16 protein-coding genes are annotated in these 19,472 nt (G+C 63.4%); 6 read left to right on the forward strand and 10 right to left on the reverse strand.

What is annotated here, in order from left to right; translation table 11 throughout:
• Positions 1-191: 191 nt before the first annotated feature.
• On the reverse strand, positions 192-1,115 hold the full coding sequence (locus AC1Z3V_RS05040) for a LysR substrate-binding domain-containing protein (RefSeq protein WP_483497605.1): 924 nt from the start codon (positions 1,113-1,115) through the stop codon (positions 192-194).
• A gap of 312 nt (positions 1,116-1,427) precedes the next feature.
• Between AC1Z3V_RS05040 and AC1Z3V_RS05045 the strand changes: the two genes are divergently transcribed.
• Together AC1Z3V_RS05045 and AC1Z3V_RS05050 are read left to right on the forward strand one after the other, a co-directional pair.
• Positions 1,428-3,881 carry a penicillin-binding protein 1A gene (locus tag AC1Z3V_RS05045; protein ID WP_483499555.1) on the forward strand — a complete coding sequence of 818 codons (2,454 nt, stop codon included), beginning with the start codon at positions 1,428-1,430 and terminating at the stop codon, positions 3,879-3,881.
• 1 nt (position 3,882) lies between these two features.
• A complete protein-coding gene (locus AC1Z3V_RS05050) occupies positions 3,883-5,619 on the forward strand; it encodes a peptidoglycan D,D-transpeptidase FtsI family protein (protein ID WP_483497606.1) in 1,737 nt (578 codons plus the stop codon).
• Positions 5,620-5,698: 79 nt separating this feature from the next.
• Here the strand turns inward: AC1Z3V_RS05050 and AC1Z3V_RS05055 are convergent, their stop codons facing one another.
• From AC1Z3V_RS05055 to AC1Z3V_RS05085, 7 genes are read right to left on the reverse strand one after another with little or no spacing between them, the layout of a single operon-like run.
• Positions 5,699-6,754, reverse strand: coding sequence for an ABC transporter substrate-binding protein (locus tag AC1Z3V_RS05055; protein ID WP_483497607.1), 1,056 nt, complete (start codon positions 6,752-6,754; stop codon positions 5,699-5,701).
• A gap of 17 nt (positions 6,755-6,771) precedes the next feature.
• Positions 6,772-7,914, reverse strand: a complete 1,143-nt coding sequence (locus AC1Z3V_RS05060) for an NAD(P)/FAD-dependent oxidoreductase (RefSeq protein ID WP_483497608.1) — start codon at positions 7,912-7,914, stop codon at positions 6,772-6,774.
• Positions 7,911-9,317, reverse strand: coding sequence for an FAD/NAD(P)-dependent oxidoreductase (locus AC1Z3V_RS05065; RefSeq protein WP_483497609.1), 1,407 nt, complete (start codon positions 9,315-9,317; stop codon positions 7,911-7,913). The genes AC1Z3V_RS05060 and AC1Z3V_RS05065 overlap by 4 nt, the downstream gene beginning before the upstream one ends.
• Positions 9,310-9,624, reverse strand: a complete 315-nt coding sequence (locus AC1Z3V_RS05070; RefSeq protein WP_429814311.1) for a (2Fe-2S)-binding protein — start codon at positions 9,622-9,624, stop codon at positions 9,310-9,312. Before AC1Z3V_RS05070 ends, AC1Z3V_RS05065 begins: the two co-directional genes overlap by 8 nt.
• Before the next feature lie 6 nt (positions 9,625-9,630).
• Positions 9,631-10,425 carry an ABC transporter permease gene (locus tag AC1Z3V_RS05075; RefSeq protein WP_429814314.1) on the reverse strand — a complete coding sequence of 265 codons (795 nt, stop codon included), beginning with the start codon at positions 10,423-10,425 and terminating at the stop codon, positions 9,631-9,633.
• A 4-nt stretch (positions 10,426-10,429) separates the two neighbouring features.
• Positions 10,430-11,302, reverse strand: coding sequence for an ABC transporter permease (locus tag AC1Z3V_RS05080; protein ID WP_483499556.1), 873 nt, complete (start codon positions 11,300-11,302; stop codon positions 10,430-10,432).
• The gene (locus AC1Z3V_RS05085; protein WP_429814318.1) at positions 11,302-12,360 is read right to left on the reverse strand and encodes an ABC transporter ATP-binding protein; all 1,059 of its coding nucleotides are present in this window, start codon (positions 12,358-12,360) and stop codon (positions 11,302-11,304) included. The genes AC1Z3V_RS05080 and AC1Z3V_RS05085 overlap by 1 nt, the downstream gene beginning before the upstream one ends.
• Positions 12,361-12,673: 313 nt before the next feature.
• On the opposite strand from AC1Z3V_RS05085, the gene AC1Z3V_RS05090 reads away from it, so the two are divergent.
• Entirely contained in the window at positions 12,674-13,501 is an 828-nt protein-coding gene (locus AC1Z3V_RS05090; protein WP_429814321.1) for an IclR family transcriptional regulator, read from the forward strand.
• Positions 13,502-13,522: 21 nt separating this feature from the next.
• Here AC1Z3V_RS05090 and AC1Z3V_RS05095 read toward each other — a convergent pair whose 3' ends face one another.
• A complete protein-coding gene (locus tag AC1Z3V_RS05095; RefSeq protein ID WP_429814324.1) occupies positions 13,523-14,209 on the reverse strand; it encodes a TetR/AcrR family transcriptional regulator in 687 nt (228 codons plus the stop codon).
• A gap of 146 nt (positions 14,210-14,355) precedes the next feature.
• Between AC1Z3V_RS05095 and AC1Z3V_RS05100 the strand changes: the two genes are divergently transcribed.
• Genes AC1Z3V_RS05100 through AC1Z3V_RS05110 form a run of 3 tightly spaced genes read left to right on the forward strand, consistent with a single transcriptional unit; the run spans position 14,356 to position 17,328 of the window.
• Positions 14,356-15,360 (forward strand): efflux RND transporter periplasmic adaptor subunit, encoded by a 1,005-nt coding sequence (locus AC1Z3V_RS05100; protein WP_483497611.1) that lies wholly within the window; start codon positions 14,356-14,358, stop codon positions 15,358-15,360.
• 7 nt (positions 15,361-15,367) lie between these two features.
• Positions 15,368-16,609, forward strand: a complete 1,242-nt coding sequence (locus tag AC1Z3V_RS05105) for an ABC transporter permease (RefSeq protein ID WP_429814330.1) — start codon at positions 15,368-15,370, stop codon at positions 16,607-16,609.
• Positions 16,606-17,328 (forward strand): ABC transporter ATP-binding protein, encoded by a 723-nt coding sequence (locus AC1Z3V_RS05110; protein ID WP_483497613.1) that lies wholly within the window; start codon positions 16,606-16,608, stop codon positions 17,326-17,328. The genes AC1Z3V_RS05105 and AC1Z3V_RS05110 overlap by 4 nt, the downstream gene beginning before the upstream one ends.
• Before the next feature lie 77 nt (positions 17,329-17,405).
• Here the strand turns inward: AC1Z3V_RS05110 and AC1Z3V_RS05115 are convergent, their stop codons facing one another.
• Positions 17,406-19,400, reverse strand: a complete 1,995-nt coding sequence (locus AC1Z3V_RS05115; RefSeq protein ID WP_483497614.1) for a calcium-binding protein — start codon at positions 19,398-19,400, stop codon at positions 17,406-17,408.
• Between the last annotated feature and the right edge of the window lie 72 nt (positions 19,401-19,472).

Genomic DNA, 19,472 nt, shown 5'->3' on the forward strand with positions numbered 1-19,472 from the left:
CTCGATGGCTTGCGGGGCTCCCCAGCGCGGTGAAGCCGCTCCGCGGAGCGGAACCCGGCTTACGCCTACTGCACGTCTCTTTAAATCGACTTCGATTTAAGGACAAAGACATGCAGTAAATCAGAGTGCTACAGCGACCTTTGCGCGTCTCATAAGACGCGCGGCGCTGTAGGAGGAACAGATCTTCGGCTTCAGCCAGCGAGCAGCTCTTGTCCCGGAGGCGATGGCAAGGCGGCTGCCTCCTGCGCCGCCGCGGCGGAGAGCCACTCGCCAAACGCCTTCATCGCCGGTGTGATGGGCCGTGATTTCAGCCGTGTCAGCCAGTAGCTTCCCATTGAGGTGTGAACGCCGAACGGCTGTCGGATCGTGCCGTTCGACAACAGCCGCGAGAACATCAGCGGCGGCGCGAGCGCGACGCCGATCCCCTGGGCCGCCGCCTCCATCATCGCCAGCGAACTGTCGAAGACGATGCCTTTCAGCAGCGGCGCCGGATAGGCAATGCCGGCCGCGTCGAACCAGTTCACCCATTCATCGGCCCGGTAGGACCTGAGCAGCGTTTCGTTCAGGAGATCGGCGGGTGTCTTCAGCCGATCTCCGATCTCAGGAATGCAGAGCACGGAAAGCGGCGCCTCGAACAGCCGGGTCGCCTCTATATTGTGCCAGGAGCCGCCGCCGAAGCGGATGGCGAAATCCAGGCCTTCCGCCGCCATGTCGACTCGATTGTTATTGGTCGAAAGCCGAACATCGATGAACGGATACTTGGCCTGGAAGTCGGCAAGCCGCGGCAACAGCCAGCCGACGGCAAAGGTGCCGACCGCGCCGATCATCAGCACCTCGCGAATATGTCCAGCCTCGAAGCGCTCGAGCATATCCGCCATCCGGTCGAAAGAATCGCGCAGCACCGGCAGCAATGCCTCGCCCTCTGCCGTGATCATTAGTCCGCGCGGCAAACGCTTGAACAAGGTGACGTTCAGTCGGCTTTCGAGCAGCTTGACCTGATGGCTCACCGCGGCTTGCGTCACGCAGAGTTCGATCGCCGCGCGGGTGAAGCTTAGATGGCGCGCCGATGCCTCAAAGGCGCGCAACGCATTGAGCGGAAGATATGGCCTGACCATGAATGCCCTAAATCATCTAATGGGTCTCGCAAATAAACGTGGTTTGTTGCTCCAGCACAATCCCTTTACGGTGAACTTCATCGACTGACGCCGCTGTCGCTCGGCAGCTCGGGAAGATGCTGCTGATCGCGCCGCTTATGGGGATCGGTCCCATGTGTCGTCTTGCCTGGCCATAGCGCCCGCTCGCATCGTCGCCACAGCCGGCATCTCGGATGCCGGCGAATCCAAATGCCGTTCCAGATTGGCCGCGCGCCGCACGGGCATCCGTGCCGGCCGGGCTTTGCTTTTGCCGCAAAGGTCCATTTCGCCGTTATGAAGTTCATCGCAAGTCTGCTTGGCACATCCCTCAATCTCGCGACCGTCGTTGCGCTCGCAGCGGCCGCCATCGTCGCGGCACTGACGCGACATCTGCCCGATCACCGCACGCTTGCCGATTGGGAACCCGCGGTCACCACTCGCCTCTATGCCGGCGACGGTACGATGGTCGCAGAACTCGCGCGCGAACGCCGGCTTTTCCTGCCGATTGGCGCGATCCCCGCGCGTATCCGCCAGGCATTCCTTTCGGCGGAGGATAAGAATTTCTACCTCCATCCCGGTATCGACGTTGCGAGCATCGGCACGGCTCTTCTGTCCAATCTCGCCAATTACGGTTCCGGCCGGCGCATGATCGGCGGCTCAACGATCACGCAGCAGATCGCCAAGAATTTCCTCTTGTCTTCCGACCGCACGGTTGAACGCAAGCTGCGCGAAGCGATCCTCTCGCTGCGGATCGACCAGACCTATTCCAAGGACCGCATTCTCGAGCTCTATCTCAATGACATCTATCTTGGGCGCGGCGCCTACGGCGTGGCACAGGCCGCACTCACCTATTTCGACAAGCCGGTAAGCGAGCTCTCGGTTTCGGAGGCAGCCTTCCTCGCAGCCCTGCCGAAAGCACCCAACAACTACGATCCCGATCGCCAGGCGGAACGCGCAATGGGCCGCCGCAACTGGGTCATCGACCAGATGCGTCAGAATGGAGTCATCGATGCCATGACTGCCGCCAGGGCATCCGCCGCCCCGCTCGGCGTCCAGCAACGCCAGCCTTCGTCCGCGATCTCGAGTTCCGACTATTTCACTGAAGAGGTCCGCCGCCAGCTCAATGGCCAATATGGCGAGACCGCCCTTTACACCGCCGGCTTTTCGATACGCACGACGCTCGACCCGCGATTGCAGGAGGCTGCGATGAAGGCACTGCGCAGGGGGCTCATCGCCTATGACCAGGCGAAAGGCTACCGCGGCCCGGTCGCCAGGCTCCCCGCAACCGAGGACTGGGCTTCCGCGCTCATCAAGCTCCGGCCGCTTTCCGACGTAGCGGAATGGCGGCTGGGCGTGGTCCTTGCCGCAGGGAACGCGGACGCGGAAATCGGGCTCCGTCCCGAGGCCGCACCGTCAAACGGGACCACTGCGGCAGAAATGATCCGTCTCGACCAACAGGGTTTCGCCTGGGCGCTCTGCCGCTCGATCAAGGCAAAACGGAACTGTGCCACAGGGATCGACAGCGTCCTGTCGCCCGGCGACGTCGTCTATGTCGAGAAAAAGGGGAACGGCTATGTCCTGCGGCAGCCGCCGCTCGTTCAGGGTGCACTCGTGTCCATGGATCCGAACACCGGCCGCGTGCTCGCGGTCGCCGGAGGCTTCTCCTACGCCCAGTCGGAATTCAACCGCGCGACCCAGGCCTATCGCCAGCCGGGATCGTCGTTCAAGCCCTTCGTCTATGCCGCGGCGCTGGACAACGGCTATTCGCCGACAACGCTGGTGATGAACGCGCCGATCGCACTTGCCGACGGCGCCGGCAGGACATGGAAGCCGAAGAACTATGACGGGCGCTTCAGCGGTCCTTCGACCTTGCGCGTGGGCCTGGAAAACAGCCGCAACCTGATGACGGTGCGCCTCGCCCGCCATCTCGGCATGGATCTCGTGGCAGACTACGGCAAGCGCTTCGGTATCTATGACGATCTGAAGCCATACCTGCCGATGTCACTCGGCGCCGGCGAAACGACGCTCTTGCGGCTGGTCTCCGCCTATGCCGTGATCGCCAATGGCGGTAAGGCAGTTACGCCCTCGATGGTCGATCGTATCCAGGATCGCTATGGCCGTACGATCTTTCGCCACGACCAGCGCCGCTGCGACGACTGCAACGCCTCCGACTGGGCCAGCCAGGGAGAGCCCGTCCCGGTCGACGATCGCGACTACGTGCTCGATCCAATGACGGCCTATCAGGTGACCTCGATGCTGCGCGGCGTCGTCGAGCGGGGGACGGCCAGGAATGTCGGCACCCTCGGCGTACCGATTGCCGGCAAGACCGGCACCACCAATGACGAAAAGGATGTCTGGTTCGTCGGTTTCACCCCGAACATCGTGACTGGTGTGTTCCTCGGCTACGACACGCCGAAGCCGATGGGCTACGGCGAAACCGGCGGTGGCCTCGCCGCACCCATCTTCATCGATTTCATGAAAGTGGCGCTGCAGGGACGTCCGGCGGCAGATTTCCAGGCGCCGGCAGGCATGACGGTCGAGGCAATCGACAGGAAGAGCGGCCAACCGGTGCCTGGGGACACGCCCGGGGCCATTCTCGAGGCGTTCAAGCCGGGAACTGCGCCCTGCGCCGGCGGTTGCCCCGTCATCGACGGTTTCGAGACGGCGAGCACGTCGGCAACCGCCGACGCCGACCTCTCGCCCGAACTGCGTGAAAAGCTTCTTACCAACGGCAACGGGCTCTACTGACATGACACGCCAGGTTCAGCTCCGCCCGGATCGTCGCGGCAGGTTGCTCTTCGTCATCGGCGCTTTCGCGCTCGTCTTCGGGCTCATGCTCGCGCGCCTTGTCCAGCTTGGCGTCGCAGACTACGAGCGAACCGGCTACATTCCGCCCCCACCCAGCCTCGGCCGTCCATCGATCCTCGACCGAAACGGCGATCTCCTGGCGATCGACGTGCCGAGTTCCGGGCTCTATGCCGAACCCCGGCTGATCGTCGATGTCGACGAGGCCGTCGAGAAGCTGACCGCGATCTTCCCCGACATCGACCGGCGTGACCTCTATCGACGGCTGAAGAGCGGCGCGGCCTTCGCCTGGATCAAGCGTCAGGTAACGCCGGCGGAGGAACAGGCGGCCTGGAACGCCGGCATTCCGGCCATCGGCTTCCAGCGCGAGAAGCAGCGCTTCTATCCCAACGGCTCGCTCGCCGCGCACGTGCTCGGCACCGTCGACATCGACAATATCGGCATCGCCGGCATCGAGCGCTGGATCGAGGGACAGGGGCTGGAGGTCTTGCGCCAGAGCGGCATGGATCTCTCCCACCGCAACCTCGAGCCGGTGAGCCTCACACTCGACATCCGCATCCAGCATGCGCTCGAGACCGAGCTTCGCAAGGCGATCGTCAAGTTCAGCGCTAAGGCGGGAGCCGGGCTGGTGCTCGATGTCAGCAATGGCGAGATCCTGGCGCTCGCTTCCTACCCGGACTTCGACCCGAACCTACCGGTCGACGCGATGAAACCCGACCGCATCAACCGCATCGCCGCCGCTACGTTTGAGATGGGCTCGACCTTCAAGGCACTGACGACGGCAATGGCGCTCGATTCCGGCAGGTTCACCCTTCGCTCCGTCGTCGACGCCAGCAAGCCGCTCGCCTTCGGCCGCTTCCGCATCAACGACTACCGCGGCCAGAACCGGCCGCTGACGCTGCCCGAGGCCTTTATCTACTCGTCGAACATCTCGATGGCGAAGATGGCGATCGCGATCGGTCCCGAAAATCTGCGTACGTTCCTGACGCGCTTCGGCCAGATGTCGCGGCTGACGACGGAACTGCCGGAAAGCGCCCATCCGCAACTGCCGCGGCGCTGGGGAGAGATCGACACGGCGACCGCCTCCTACGGCCACGGCATCGCCGTCACGCCGCTGCAGGCGAGCATCGCGGTTGCGGCGCTCGTCAATGGCGGTCGTCTCATAAGGCCGACGCTGATCAAGGGTGCGCCGCTCGAAGATCGCCTGCTGGCCCACGACCTGATCAAGCCGGAGACCGGCGAGGCGCTGCGCTATCTGCTGCGGCTCAATGCCAAGACCGGCTCGGCGAAAAAGGCGGAGATCAAAGGCTATTTCATCGGCGGCAAGACCGGCACGGCGGAGAAGGTGATCGGCGGCCGCTACTCAAAGGAGCTCAACGTCACATCCTTCATGGGCATCGTTCCAGTGGACAAGCCGCGCTATCTGCTTCTGACCCTGCTGGATGAACCCAAGGGCCTACCGGAGACCTACGGTTTCCGCACGTCGGGATGGAACGCGGTACCGCTTGGCGGCGCCGTCTTCGAGCGTATCCTCCCGATGCTTGCGCTGATGCCCGATTTCGAGATCGCCGATGTCGGCTTTCCCGAGATCAGCAGCCAGGGGGTCTTCGGTTCCCAGCTCTTTCCGTCATCGGCTGGCGCGGGCGAGCGCGACAGTTCTCCGATCGACGGCGCGCTTTGATGCGCCATCCCGGAATGCGGCAACGCCCCCGCGTTTTCCGCGAGGGCGAGCGCAAAGGCAAACAAAGGTTAGACGATGCTTACCTTTCGATCATGCGATTCCAGCGTTTATTCCATTCCTGCCGGTTCTGGTTGATCGCGTCCCAATCCAGAACCTTGGCGGTCTGCATGTTGGCCTTGAAGGTTGCAAGCTTCTCGTTCGCCGCATCCGTGCCGGCCTTCGCATTGATGTTCGACGGGATGATGTTGCCATGGTCGAGCGCCAGGCTCTGCGCCTCGGCCGAAAGCAGGTAGTGAGCGAGCTTCTGGCTGAGTTCCGGTTCGCTGTTGTTGGCGATCACGCATTCGGTGACGGCGAGCACCACGGAGCCTTCCTTGGGCTGCGCGTATTCGACCGGGATGCCCTTGTCCTTCAGGTTGTTGACGGCCGTCGGGGTCAACGGGAAGATCGCGGCCTCGCCGGTTTGCACCATCTCCGAGATCTTGGCCGAGCTCGGGATGAACTCGATGACGTTCTTGCCGATCGTGTCGGAGAACTTTTCGAAGCCGGGTTCGACATTGGTCTCGTCGCCGCCCTGGATGCGATTGAACATCAGGAAGGCGTGCAGGCCGAAGCTCGATGCGGAAGCCGACTGGAAGACGACGGCGTTTTCGAACTTCGGATCGGCCATGTCCATCCACGAGGTCGGCGCCGGCCAACCCTTCTCGTCGAAAAGCTTCTTGTTATAGGCGAGTCCGGTCATGCCCATATCGACGCCCACGGCCATGTCGTCCTTCAGGCGAGCGGCCGGCTGAATCTGGTCGAGCACCGGATCGGCGGCGATCTTCTGGCAGAGGCCTCCGCCGATCGCGCGTACCATCACGCCATCGTCGAGCAGCATGACATGCATTTGCGGATTGTCCTTGGCGGCGGTTGCCTTGGCGAGAATGTCGGCCGAGGTGCCGGGCACGATGACGACCTTGACGTCGTTCGCCTTCTCGAACGGCGGCAACACGTGTTCGGTATAGGCGCGCTCGAAGTTGCCGCCGTTCATGCCGATATAGAGCGTCTTGGTTTCTGCTGACGCAGCGTTGTGCTGCAGGACGAAGGCCAGAGCCGCGAGTGCGGTGGTTTTGGTAAGCCGTTGGTCGAACATGGTATTCCCCTTTCTGTTTACAACGAGGCTGCAGTCTCGGCCGTCACCTTGCGGAAGCGGCCAATGGAAAAGGCTTCAATGGGCGTGGTACTCCGCCCCTTTGTGACGAGTTCCGAAAGCACCGCGCCGACGGCGGGCGCGGTCTGGAACCCGGCGCCGCAGAAGCCGAAGGCGTGGAAGAGGCCTGATGTCGTTTCGCTCGGGCCGATCACCGGGTTGCCGTCGGGCATCTCGGCCTCGGTGCCGGACCAGAAGCGGATGACTTGGGCATGGGCGAGGTGCGGAAAGAGCGCGATTGCGCGCTGCATGACCGAGGAGGCCGCGGTCACCGACGGGCGTGAATAATCGGGGTCGGCCAGCGGCAGGCCGCGGCCGCCGCCCATGACATAATTGCCGCGTGCCACCTGCCGGCCATAGAAGCTGCCGCCTTGCTCGCCCATGCTGACAGGCAGGCGTAGCGGCAGTGGTTCGGTCACCACCATCGACGGATAGATCCGGGTGAGCGGCACCGCTTCGCCGAACTGGGCCGCGAAACGATCGGACCAGGCGCCAGCGCTGTTGACCAGTTGCCGGCAGCCGATCTCGATGCCGTCGCCGGCAAGGATCTCGAAGCCGTTGCCGGTCGCTACGACGTCGCGCACCGGCGTCAATTCCAGCACTGCCACGCCGGCGCGCTCAGCGGCTCGGGCGAAGGCGGGCGCAACGAGACGCGGATTGGCATGGCCGTCCTCGGGGCAGAGCGACGCGCCGACCGCCTTCGCCGAAAGCCAGGGAAATCGAAGCTCCAACGCCGAACCAGCGATGAGTTCGAGGCCAAGGCCATAGTCCCTGACCGTCTCGGCATAGGCTTCGAGCTTGGCGAAATCCTTCTCGGTGCGGGCAAGCTTCAGATGGCCGGAGCGCATATATTCGGCATCGATGCCGATCATCGCCTTCAGTTGCGGCCAGATGCGGTGCGCCCGCTGCGAAAGGGGCAGTTGCTCGGGAAGGCGACCCTGCCGGCGTACGCCACCATAGTTCACGCCGCTGGCCTGGGCACCGCAATAGCCCTTGTCGACGAGCGCGACGGAAAGCCCGGCCTGGCGCATCGCGAGCGCTGCGGAGCTGCCGACCAGCCCGCCGCCGATGATCGCGACGTCGACGGAGATACGCCGGCTCATGAACGCCCCTCCGTTTCAAGGCCATCGCCGAAGCCGAGCGGGATCGGCTTGACCGGCGCCTGTGCACGCAGACGGCCGACCTTACCTGCGGAGGTACCGCAGGTGCCGCTCAAGAGTTCGGCCGCGGCAGCAGAGCACATCCGCCCCTGGCAGCGGCCCATGCCGACACGGCTCAGCGCCTTCAGGCGGTTGATCTCGGTGAGGGACCCGCTCGCAATGGCTCGGCGTCCTTCGGCAATGGTGATCTCCTCGCAACGGCAGAGCGTCGTTTCGTCCGGCACGCTCTCGAACCAATCGTCCGGGAAGGGAAAGGCGCGTTCGAGGATATCGCGCTGACGCAGGATCGTGTCGCGCGCCGCTACCAGGCGCGCCGCATCCGCCGCCGATGCTTGCCCCCTATCCTCAAGAAGGGCCATCGCCGCGACTTCGCCCGAAATCTCCGCCGCATCGGCGCCGGCAATGCCGCTGCCGTCACCGGCAACATAGACATCCGGCCGGCTCGTGCGGCCCAGAGCGTCGCGTTCCGGCAGCCAGGTACGGTCGCGCTCGTCGAAGCGGAAACGGCAGCCGGCAAGGTCGGCAAGCTGGGTTTCCGGACGGAGCGCAAAACCATAGGCGAGCGCGTCGCAGGAAATCGTCTCGCTCGCCACGCCCATGAGCGTCCGCCGGCGGAAACGCAGACCCTCGACTTGGCCCTTGCCGAAAACCGCCTCGGGCCTTACGCCGTAATGGATCCTCACACCGGCAAGCTGGAGCTGCAACCCGTAGAAGAGGCCGAGCCCGACGATCCGGGGTGCGCTTACGGCAAGCGACAGCAGGTGCCGCTTCGATGCGAAGGGCGCTGTATCGAGGACCGCTTCCACCTGCGCGCCGGCCTTCATATATTGCCAGGCGACGAGATAGAGCAGCGGCCCGGAGCCCATGAAGACGATGCGATCGCCAATCGTGCAGCCCTGCGCCTTCAATGCCGTCTGCGAGGCGCCGAGCGTATAGACGCCGGGTGTCGTCCAGCCCGGGAAGGGCAGCACGCGGTCGGTCGCACCGGTACACAGGATCATTTGCGAAAAGCCGATCTGCCGATGCACACCCGACGAGAGAACATCGAGCTGATTGCCACGCTCAGGCGGGGAAACATTCCAGACGAGCGTTTCGGGCCGGTAGTCGATTTCGGGCAAGAGCGCCTCGAAGCTCTCGTGCAGCTTTCTTGCTTTGCCGGCTTCCGAACCATAGCGGCTGCTATAGGAACGCCCGTCCTCGATCAGCGGGCGGCGATAGATCTGGCCGCCGGCGCGCTGGCCTTCGTCGAGCACGATCGGCCTGAGGCCAGCGCGGACGAGGCGCTCAGCGGCACGAATACCCGCCGGTCCGGCGCCGACGATGACCGGTTGCAGCGGCTCACTCATGGGCCGCCTCCGCCATCGCGCTGAGATTGGTGATGAAGGCCATGCCCGGCTGCAATGCCGTGCTGCAGGCCCTGACGCGGCTGCCATCCGCCAACATGACGTAACAATCCTGGCAGGCGCCGATCAGACAGAAGCCCGCCCGGTCCTCGCCGCTGAATTCGCTCGTTCTCAGGCGGCTGCTGACCGAAAGGATTGCGGTCAGCACCGTGTCGCCGCGGCGGCCGGTTTCGGGCGCTCCGTTGAGCATGAAGGGCACGGGTGTCTCGTCCTGGCGGTAGCGCCGCCGGAGCAACGGATGCATCGACATCAGATCTCAGCCCTTGCCCACCAGAAGCCGGTCGAGACCGAAGAGGCGATCGAGAATGATCATCGTGACGGTGGCAAGCGCGATCATCAGCGTCGAAACGGCCGCCATCATCGGATCGATGGATTCGCTGGCATACATATACATGCGCACCGGCAAGGTGACGGTCGACGGCGAGGTGACGAAGATCGACATGGTCAGCTCGTCGAAGCTGTTGATGAAGGCGAGCAGCCAGCCGCCGCTGATCCCCGGCAGCATCAACGGCATGGTGATCCGGCGAAATACCGTCCACTCCGAAGCTCCGAGCGTGCGCGCCGCATTCTCGGCGTTGCGGTCCATGCTGGTCAGAGACGCAAGGATCAGGCGCAGCGTATAGGGCGTGACAACGATCGCATGGGTGGCGACCAGCCAGCCGAAGGAACCGCCCATACCCATTAGCGAGAAGAGACGCAGGAAGGCAACGCCGAGAACCAGGTGTGGAATGATCAGCGGCGACAGGAACAGGGCATTGAGCGCTTCGCGGCCGCGGAACTCGTAGCGGGTGATCGCCAGTGCCGCCGGCACGGCAAAGAGCGTCGAGATAGTCGCCGCAAGCAGAGCGAGCCGGACGCTGTTGCCGAAGGACGACATGAAGTCGCCGTGATGGAAGACCGCCTCAAACCAGCGCAGCGAGAGCCCATTCCAGGGCATCGCCAGCGTGTTTTCCGGCGTGAAGGCCACAAGGCAGACCACAACCATCGGCGCCAGCATGAAGACGACGACGAGGCTATGGAAAGCGAGAGCAATGGGTCCGTTTCTCTGCATGGCTTCAACCCAGCTTGCGCTTTGCCTGCCGCTCGATGAGGCGGTTATAGGCAAGCATGATCACGAGATTGGCGACGAGCACGATAATCGCGATGGTCGCGCCGAGCGGCCAGTTCAGCTCGATCAGGAATTCGTCGTAAACGAGCGTCGCCGCCATCTTCAGCCGCCGGCCACCAAGCAGACCGGGAATGGCGAAGGAGCTTGCCGAAAGCGCAAAGACGATCAGGCTGCCCGAGAGGATGCCGAGTGCTGCCTGCGGGAAGACGATGCGGCGCAGAGCCGTGAAACGTGAGGCGCCGAGGGTGAGTGCTGCCGCCTCGACGGTCGGGTCGAGCTTCTGCAGGACCGTCCAGACGGGGATTACCATGAATGGCAGCATGATATGCACGAGGCCGATGACGATCGCCGTTTCGGTATAGAGCAGCTGGACCGGATCGAGGCCGACGATCGCGAGCGCGCCGTTCACGAAGCCGTTCTTGCCGAGCAGCATGCTCCAGCCGAAGGTGCGCACCACGACGGAGACGAGTAGCGGACCGATGATCACCAAGAGGAAGATCGACCGCCACGGCTTGCGCATGTTCGAGAGGACATAGGCCTCCGGCACGCCGATCAGCACGGTGATGACCGTTGTCAGCAGCGCCAGGCGCAGCGTCCGCCAGAAGGTCGAGAGATAATATTCGTCCCGCAGCACCGTCAGGTAGTTGGCGAAGGTGAAGTCGCTCTGGATGCCGGCCGTATAGTCGTATGTGTTGAAGGAAAGAATGATCGTCAACAGCAGCGGCAGCAGTACGAGGCCGATGAAGAACAGGGTCGCCGGTCCGGAAAGGGCAAACGCTGCCAGCAGACGCGGTTTGATGGCGGAAGTCTGAGCGCCCATCATTTGGCGGCTCCCGCCAGAACGCGACAATCGCCATTCTGCCAGGCGAGCCCGATGCTTTCTCCTTCCATCGGCGGCGGCGCGCCGAGATTGGGAACCGCGACGGCGAGAACGCCCGCCGGGGTCTCGGCGCTCACCAGCCATTGGCTGCCCATGAAATAGCGCGTCGTCACCTTGCCCTGAATCTGGCCTTCTCCGGGCACGGTCAGCCGCAGCTTTTCCGGACGGATGAAGACCGAGACCTTGCCCTCCGGCTCACGGCGATCGGTGTTGAAGCGGATCGGCGTGTTGTCGATACTGATCGACGCACCCTTGCCGTTGAAGGCTGACGTCGCGCGCAGGAAGTTCGACTTGCCGACGAAGGACGAGATGAAGTCGTTGCGTGGATGTTCGTAGAGTTCGTAGGGCGTGTCGACCTGGGTGATGCGTCCTTTCTCCATGACGACGACGCGATCACTGATCGACAGCGCTTCCGCCTGGTCATGGGTCACCATGATCGTGGTGATGCCGACGGTCTGCTGGATACGGCGCAGTTCGAACTGCATCTCCTCGCGAAGCTGCGCGTCGAGGTTCGACAACGGCTCATCGAGCAGCAGCACCGGCGGATTGATGACGAGGGCGCGGGCGATCGCCACGCGCTGGCGCTGGCCGCCCGACATCTCACGCGGATAGCGATCCGCCAGCGCCGAGAGATGAACGAGCGCCAGGATCTCCTTGATGCGCCTGTCGCGCTCCGCCTTGGCGACCTTGCGCATTTCCAGGCCGAAGGAAACATTCTGGGCGACGGTCATGTGCGGGAAAAGCGCGTAGCTCTGGAAGACAACGCCGAGCTCGCGTTGCGGTGGCGGCAGGTGGGTGATGTCGCGGCCGCCCATGGTGATCGCGCCGGCCGAGGGACGAACGAGCCCGGTGATCATCTGCAAAGTCGTCGTTTTGCCGCAGCCGGAGGGCCCGAGCAGCGAGATGAACTCGCCCTTTTCGACTGCCAGGTCGAAATCGTGAACGGCCGCAACCGATCCATAGAACTTGGAGACCTTCTCGAGGTTCAGGAAACTCATGCTCACTCTCCCGTGGGTCGCTGCCCCCAGGGATCGCCTGCCCCGTTTTCTTGTCGGCGATCCCGGCGGCGACGACACGTCGTCAACCATCAAACCTCGCTTCAGGCGACACGATCCGGCGAAGACGCGGCTTAGCGTTCGCGACAGCCGGATCGGCTATCCACGTTGTGCACGCTCACCCCTGAGTAAGGCTTGTGAATTAACTCCAGGAAATTGACGAAAAACACAAACGCAATTTTCTATTTCGGATTTTTTTGTTAGAAAAATCCGAAATACGGAATCCTGTCATGTGAATTTCGAAAGAAGCACGCAAATGTCGGAATTAGAGAATGCCGGAAGTTCCAGCCTCTCCAAGGCGATCCACATCCTGAAAGACCTCGCGGAGAACGCGAGCGAAGGTGTGCGGGTGATCGATCTCGCGCGCAGGCTGAATCTCACCCAGCCATCGGCGCATCGACTGTTGAAGAGCCTGATTGCCGAAGGCCTCGTCGAGCAGATGCCGGAAGGAAAATCCTATCGCCTGTCGCTGGAGTTCTTCTCGATCGCATCGCAGGCACGCAGAAGAGAAGGCATCCTCGACATCGCCAGGCCGTCGCTACTGAGGCTGTCCGCCACGTTCAACGACACCGTCTTCCTGCTGGTGCGCAGCAACTTCGATGCGATCTGTCTCGACCGTGTCGAAGGCCCCTTCCCAATTCGTTCCTTTACCGGCGACATCGGCGGCAAGGTGCCGCTCGGCATCGGCCAGGGCAGCATCGCCATCCTGGCCCACCTGCCGGAGGAGGAACGTGAGGCGATCATCAAATTCAACATGCCGCGCATCATGGACCGGGCCGCAATCGACGAGGTGGACCTGCGGATCAAGATCGAGGAGGTTCGACGCATCGGCGCCGCGCAGATGAATTTCGAGATGATCGAGGGCATGGCAGGTCTCGGCGTCCCCGTCCTCGACCGCAACGGCATCGCGGTCGCCTCCTTAAGCATCGGCACCCTGGCGTCGCGCCTGACAGAAACGCGAAGCGGCACCATCACCGATCTCTTGAAAGCCGAAGCGCAGGCGATCAGCAGCAAGCTCAACCCCTTCGACCCGACACTGCGCTATCCGGCTTCGGCCCTGCGTGCCGCGCAGAAGGGCGGTTGAGGACGCACTTGCCGCAGCCGCTCACGCCTCGAGGAAGGCGCGGGCAAAGCCCGGTTCGGTCACCTCGATCGATCCGTCCGGAAGCTTCAGGAAGCGCTCGATGGCGGTGCCGTAGGTTCGCATCCAGCCGTCGAGCATCGCTGCCGCACCATCGAGATCGCCAACCTCGTAGCGCTGCAGCGCCTTGTGCATCACCTTGGCGACGCTCAGGCGCAGTTGCAGCAGCATCATGGCCGCAGCTTCCGGGTCGGGCGCATCGAGGGTTCCTTCCTCGTGCCCGCGCCGCAGCATCTCCGCCACCAGGGGCAGGCTGACGGCGAGAAGCGCTTCGTCGATGCGGTGGTAGAGAGCGACGTTCTCAGGTTTGAAGAGGGCGTTGAAGGTGTTCTTCAGTTGCGGCGCCAAATCGAGCTTCAGCCGCCGCGAACCGGCGAAAAGCGCATTCAACTGCCCAACCGCGTCAAGCGACGGGTCTTCGAAGAGCGGCTGCAATTCCTTCAGGTTCCGCTGCGCCAGCCGGGTGGCGACCGCCTCCAGCAACGCCTCCTTGGAGGCGAAATAGTGGTAGAAGGCACCCTTCGAGACATTGGCTTCGCGGATGACGTCGTTGACCGTCGTGTTCTCATAGCCGTGCTGAAAGAACAGCCGCTCGGCGCAATCGATCAGTTCGTTCGATCGGACTTCCGGCGATTTCTTCGTTCTGACCATAAGCTCTCCCAAAACACTTGGCACGGGGCTCACTGTGCGGTCCACGTCGCCCCGACGGCAAGAATGACACGCATCCTTGAAACAAACCGACCGTCGGTCTATTTATACCGAACGGACTGGAAGCATTCAAGGAGAGTCTCGTGCGGATGGCTCGTTATGCAATCGGAGCGGCGGTTATCGTCGCCATCGGCGCGGCCGGCTCCTGGTATCTGTTTCGTCCGACACCCGTTTCCACAATCGCCCCGAAGCGTGGCGACGCGGCGGAGATCATCTACGCGGATGGCGTCGTGGAGCCGCGCACCTGGGCGAAGGTTACGCCAACGGTCTCCGAACGGATCGTCGAACAATGCAATTGCGAAGGCGAACGCGTCGCCAAGGGCGATGTGCTCGCCCGTCTCGACGACACCGAGGCGCGGGCAGCCCTCGGCGAACTCCAGGCGCGGTTGACACTGGCGCAGGAAGAGTATCGGCGGAAGCTGGCGCTCTCCGAGCGCAGCACGATCAGTGAACAGGAAGTCGACCGGGCACGCAGCGAACTCGGCCAGCTCGAAGCCCTCGTCGCTGGTCGTCAGGCGCGGCTCGCGACCTATGTGCTGAGAGCACCGAGCGCTGGCCAGGTGCTCCGGCAGGACGGCGAGATCGGCGAGGTCGCAGATCTCGGCACGGTGCTCTTCTGGGTCGGGGAACCGAAGCCCCTGATCGTGACGGCCGACGTCAACGAAGAGGACATTCCGCGCGTCGAAGTCGGTCAGCGCGCGCTGTTGCGATCGGATGCCTTCCCCGACCGAAAGCTGGAGGCAACCGTCGACAGCATCACCCCCAAGGGCGACCCGGTGACGAAGACCTATCGCGTCCGCTTCCGCCTCCCCGAGGACACACCCCTTCGGATCGGCATGTCAACCGACGTCAACATCATCGTGCGGGTAGCGCATGACGCCTTGATCATCCCGACCGTCGCGCTGGAAGGGACGAAGGCCGTGGTGATCGACGGCAATCGTGCCAGGATCCGCGATTTGAAAACGGGCATACGCGGCGCGGGCGGTGTCGAAATCCTCTCGGGACTGGAGGATGGAGCGCGCGTCGTCTCGCCCTTCCCGACCGGCCTTGCCGATAATACGCGCGTCAAGGGCACGCCTGCCCCAGGGAAATGAGTTCGCCATGCGCCTCATCTTCGACATTGCACTGACCCACATCTCCGGCCGGGGCCGGCAGACGATCGTTGCGATGCTGGGCGTGGCGGTCGGCGTTGGCTTTTCCATCGCCATGGCAGCCCTGATGCAGGGTGGTCAGGACGATTTCGTCCGCCAGCTCGTCGACACCATGCCGCATGTCCAGATGACCGACGAGCAGCGCACCGCGCGGCGGCAGCCGGCGGAAGACTTTTTCGATACCGCCGCCATTTCCGGACTAAGACCACGCGATGACCGCCGCGGCATCATAAATCCCACCGCGGCGCTTTCCTGGCTCGATGGCTGGATTCCGGGCCGTTTTGCCGCGACCCTCAAGGCGCAAGGCGTCATTCGCTATTCCGGCCAGGAGGTCGGCGCCGCCGTCATCGGCATCGATCCGCAGGCAGAGCCTCGCGTCTCGCCGATCATCGACGACTTCAAGGCAGGCAGCTTCGCCGCACTTGCCGCAGGCGGCAACAATGTGGTGATCGGCGATACCATGGCCTCAAGGCTCGGCGCCAAGCTCGGCGATACGATCACCGCCGTCTCTTCCGAGGGTCTCAGTCGCCGCTTCAAGATCGTCGGCCTCTTCCATACCGGCACCACGGCGCGCGACGAAGGCGAGGCCTATGTGCTGCAGAAGAACGCGCAGATCCTCTCAGCCCGACCGAACGCGATCAACGAGATCAACATCAAGCTGAACGATCCGAACGCAGCGCCCACGGTAGCGCGCCGCATCGAGGCCGAGCTCGGCTACAAGGCGGTCGCCTGGCAGGAGGCAAACGAGTCGATCCTCGAGGCGCTCGTCGTGCGCAATGTCATCATGTACACGGTCGTTGCGGCGATCATGCTGGTCGCAGGCTTCGGCATCTTCAACATCATCTCGACGATCACGCACGAGAAGGCGCGCGACATCGCCATCATGAAGTCGCTCGGCTTCACCGAGACGGACATGCGCATCCTGTTCGTGCTCGAAGGTGTGGCAATCGCCACGGCCGGCACGCTCCTCGGCTGGGCGCTCGGCTTCGCAATGGTCTATGCGCTCTCGCTCGTGCGCTTCGAGATATCGGCAACCGGCCAGGAAATGACCCGGCTACCGATCTCCTGGAGCATGCTGCACTATCTGATCGCCGCGGCCTTCGCGCTCGGATCGGCAGCCGTCGCCGGCTATCTGCCGGCAAGGCGGGCGGCCCGCGCCAACCCCGTCGACATCATCAGGGGCGCCACATGAGCACGCTGATCGAAGCAAGGGAGTTGACACGCGTCCTCAGGGAGACGGTGCCGGTGACCCTGGTAAAGGACATCTCTCTCAGTATCGGCGAACAGGAATTCGTCGCGGTCACCGGTCCCTCCGGCTCGGGCAAATCGTCGCTTCTCTATCTGCTCGGCCTCCTCGACCGACCGACCGGCGGCACGCTCATGATCCGCGGCCGAGACACGGCCCGGATGGACGAGGGCGAGCGGGCCACCACGCGGCTTGCCAATATCGGCTTCGTCTTCCAGTTCCACTTCCTGCTGCCGGAATTCACTGCGCGCGAGAATGTTGAGATCCCCATGCGCAAGCTCGATCGTCTTCGGCGGCACGAGATGCGCGAGAGGGCAAGCGACCTGCTTGCGGCACTCGGCCTTGCCGATCATCTCGACAAACGGCCAGACCAGCTCTCCGGCGGCCAGCGACAGCGCGTGGCCGTGGCCCGCGCGCTGGCCAACGATCCGCCGCTGATCCTCGCCGACGAACCAACCGGTAGCCTCGACAGCAAGAGCTCCGAACAGGTGTTCCAGATTCTGGAAAGGCTGGTGCGCGAGCAGGGAAAGACCGTGGTGGCGGTCACCCACGATCTCGACATGGCCTCGCGCATGGACCGGCGTATTGATCTCATCGATGGACGCCTGACCACGGAGACGGACAAGGTAATGACCAGGGGCGACAGCGCGGCCCCGGAAACCTAGCCGCCCCCGACGAACAGGTCAGCCGAGGCCGAAGAGGATTTCGCTTTCCGTCAGAACCGAAAGCGAAACGTCCTCGATCAGATGCCCTCGGCATCGGAACCGTTGAAGGCGACGAACACGCCGTCGGCCGTATCATGCGCGGCAGCGAGAAAATCGGCATAGCTGTGAATGCCGGTGGCATCCTGGGCTTCCTCGGAAAAGGCGATCCGGTCGCCCTGCCAGCGGGCGAAGTCGACAACGCGATCAAGGCCTGCGTGGCCGGAAGTTTCCGACGACCAGAGAAACGTGTCGGCGCCGCTGCCACCCGTCAGCCGATCGGGGCCGTTGCCGCCGCTCAGAAGGTCATTGTGCGCACCGCCGTCGATGATATCTGCACCGTCACCGCCGAAGAGCTGGTCGTTTTCCGTGGCGCCGTATAGCGCGTCGTTTCCGCCGCGTCCGTCGAGGATGTCATTGCCGCCCAGCGAATTGAGCGTGTCGTTGTCGTCGGCGCCGCGCAACACGTCGGCATAGCGCCCGGTCGTGATGTTGAAATATTCGACATTGGCGAAGGTCAGTCCGGTATGCGTCACACCGCGTGCCGCATCGAAATCCGTCGCTTCACGCAAGCCGCCATAATTGAGGGACAACAGATCCCGCCCTTCACCGCCATCGGCCTCACCGAGGTAACGGGCATTGATGGTGTCGTTGCCCGCGCCGCCGCGCAGGATCGACGCGACGCCAAGGCCGCCGCTGTCAGGAACGCTGTCCTGCAGCCAGTCGTCACCGGCGCCGCCATCGAGCACGTCGCTGCCGCCGTCATTGGCGAGCCTATCCCGGCCATCACCGCCAAAGGCCACGTCATCGCCGGCGCCCGTCTCGATCATGTCGTCGCCGGCGCCGGCATCGATGGTGTCGTTTCCCCCCTCGCCATCGAACCGGTCACGCCCGGCGCCACCTTCGAGATGATCGTTTCCGGCGCCGGCATCGACCCCGAGAGAGCCGAGATCACCCGCGATGACTCGGTCATTGCCGCTGCCGAGCGCAAGGCTCACCTGCTCAAAGCCGCGCAGCACGGTGCCGGTCGAAACCTTGCCAGCAGCGAAATCGACGGTGAGATCGCTCGTGCGCTCCATCTCGCTGATAGCGAGCCAGTCCTCGCCCGCACCGCCATCGATCTCGGCGGAGTAGAGTGTGGAGATGATCCCATCACTGCCGTCGCCGCCAAAAAGACGGTTAGCACCGGACCCATCGGTGATCATGTCGTCGCCCGCGCCGGCATCGACGACATCGTTGCCACCGGCTGTCTTGATGAAGTCGCCAAGCGCACTTCCCATAACATGGTCGCTTCCGCGTCCGGTCATCAGCTCAACCTGCTCGACGTCCTGATGCTGGACGAAAAGGTGCCGCTCCGCCGGCGTCCCGTCTCCAATGATGCCGTGACCATTCTCCAGGTTGAACACGACCGGAGCAGCCGATCCAGAAAGATCGACGACCAACGTATCGTCTCCGCCCCCCCCGAAGACGGTGCTGCCCGTCCCGACAAGCACAAAGCGGTCAGTTCCATCGCCGCCGTCGAGACGATCGTGACCGCCCGTATTGGTGATGATGTCGTGTCCCGCGCCCGCATTGACGACGTCGTTGCCGGCACCGGTCGAGATCCGATCGCCTCCGTCAGTCCCAATGATCCTGTCGTCACCGCTGCCGGCGAAGAGCCGCAACCACTCGATATCGTGAAAGAAGATGTGCCGGTTGGCGGCGTTCGGGTCGCCGATATAGCCATGGCCCCCGGCGCCGTTGAAGACCATCCGGTCAGCGCTTTGCGAGAAGTCGACGACGAGAGCGTCATAGCCCGTGCCTCCCGTAACCGCGGCGCCGGTCCCGGCGAGAGTGATCTGGTCATCACCGGCGCCGCCGTCGATCCGGTCGTAACCGCTCGCGCTCGTCAGGATGTCGTTTTCAGTCCCACCATCGACAAAATCGTCGCCTCCGCCGCCATCGATCGTATCGATACCGGGAAGGCCCCAAATGTAGTCGGTTTCCTCCGAACCTTTCAAAACATCGTCTGAGTACGAACCTGCGATCTTCGCCATATCGCCATCCACTTCGGCCGATTTATATCAATACCCGCGCTACCACGAATAAATTTAACTAGAACGGAATGT

Source organism: Ensifer sp. 38_S197 (assembly GCF_056924495.1).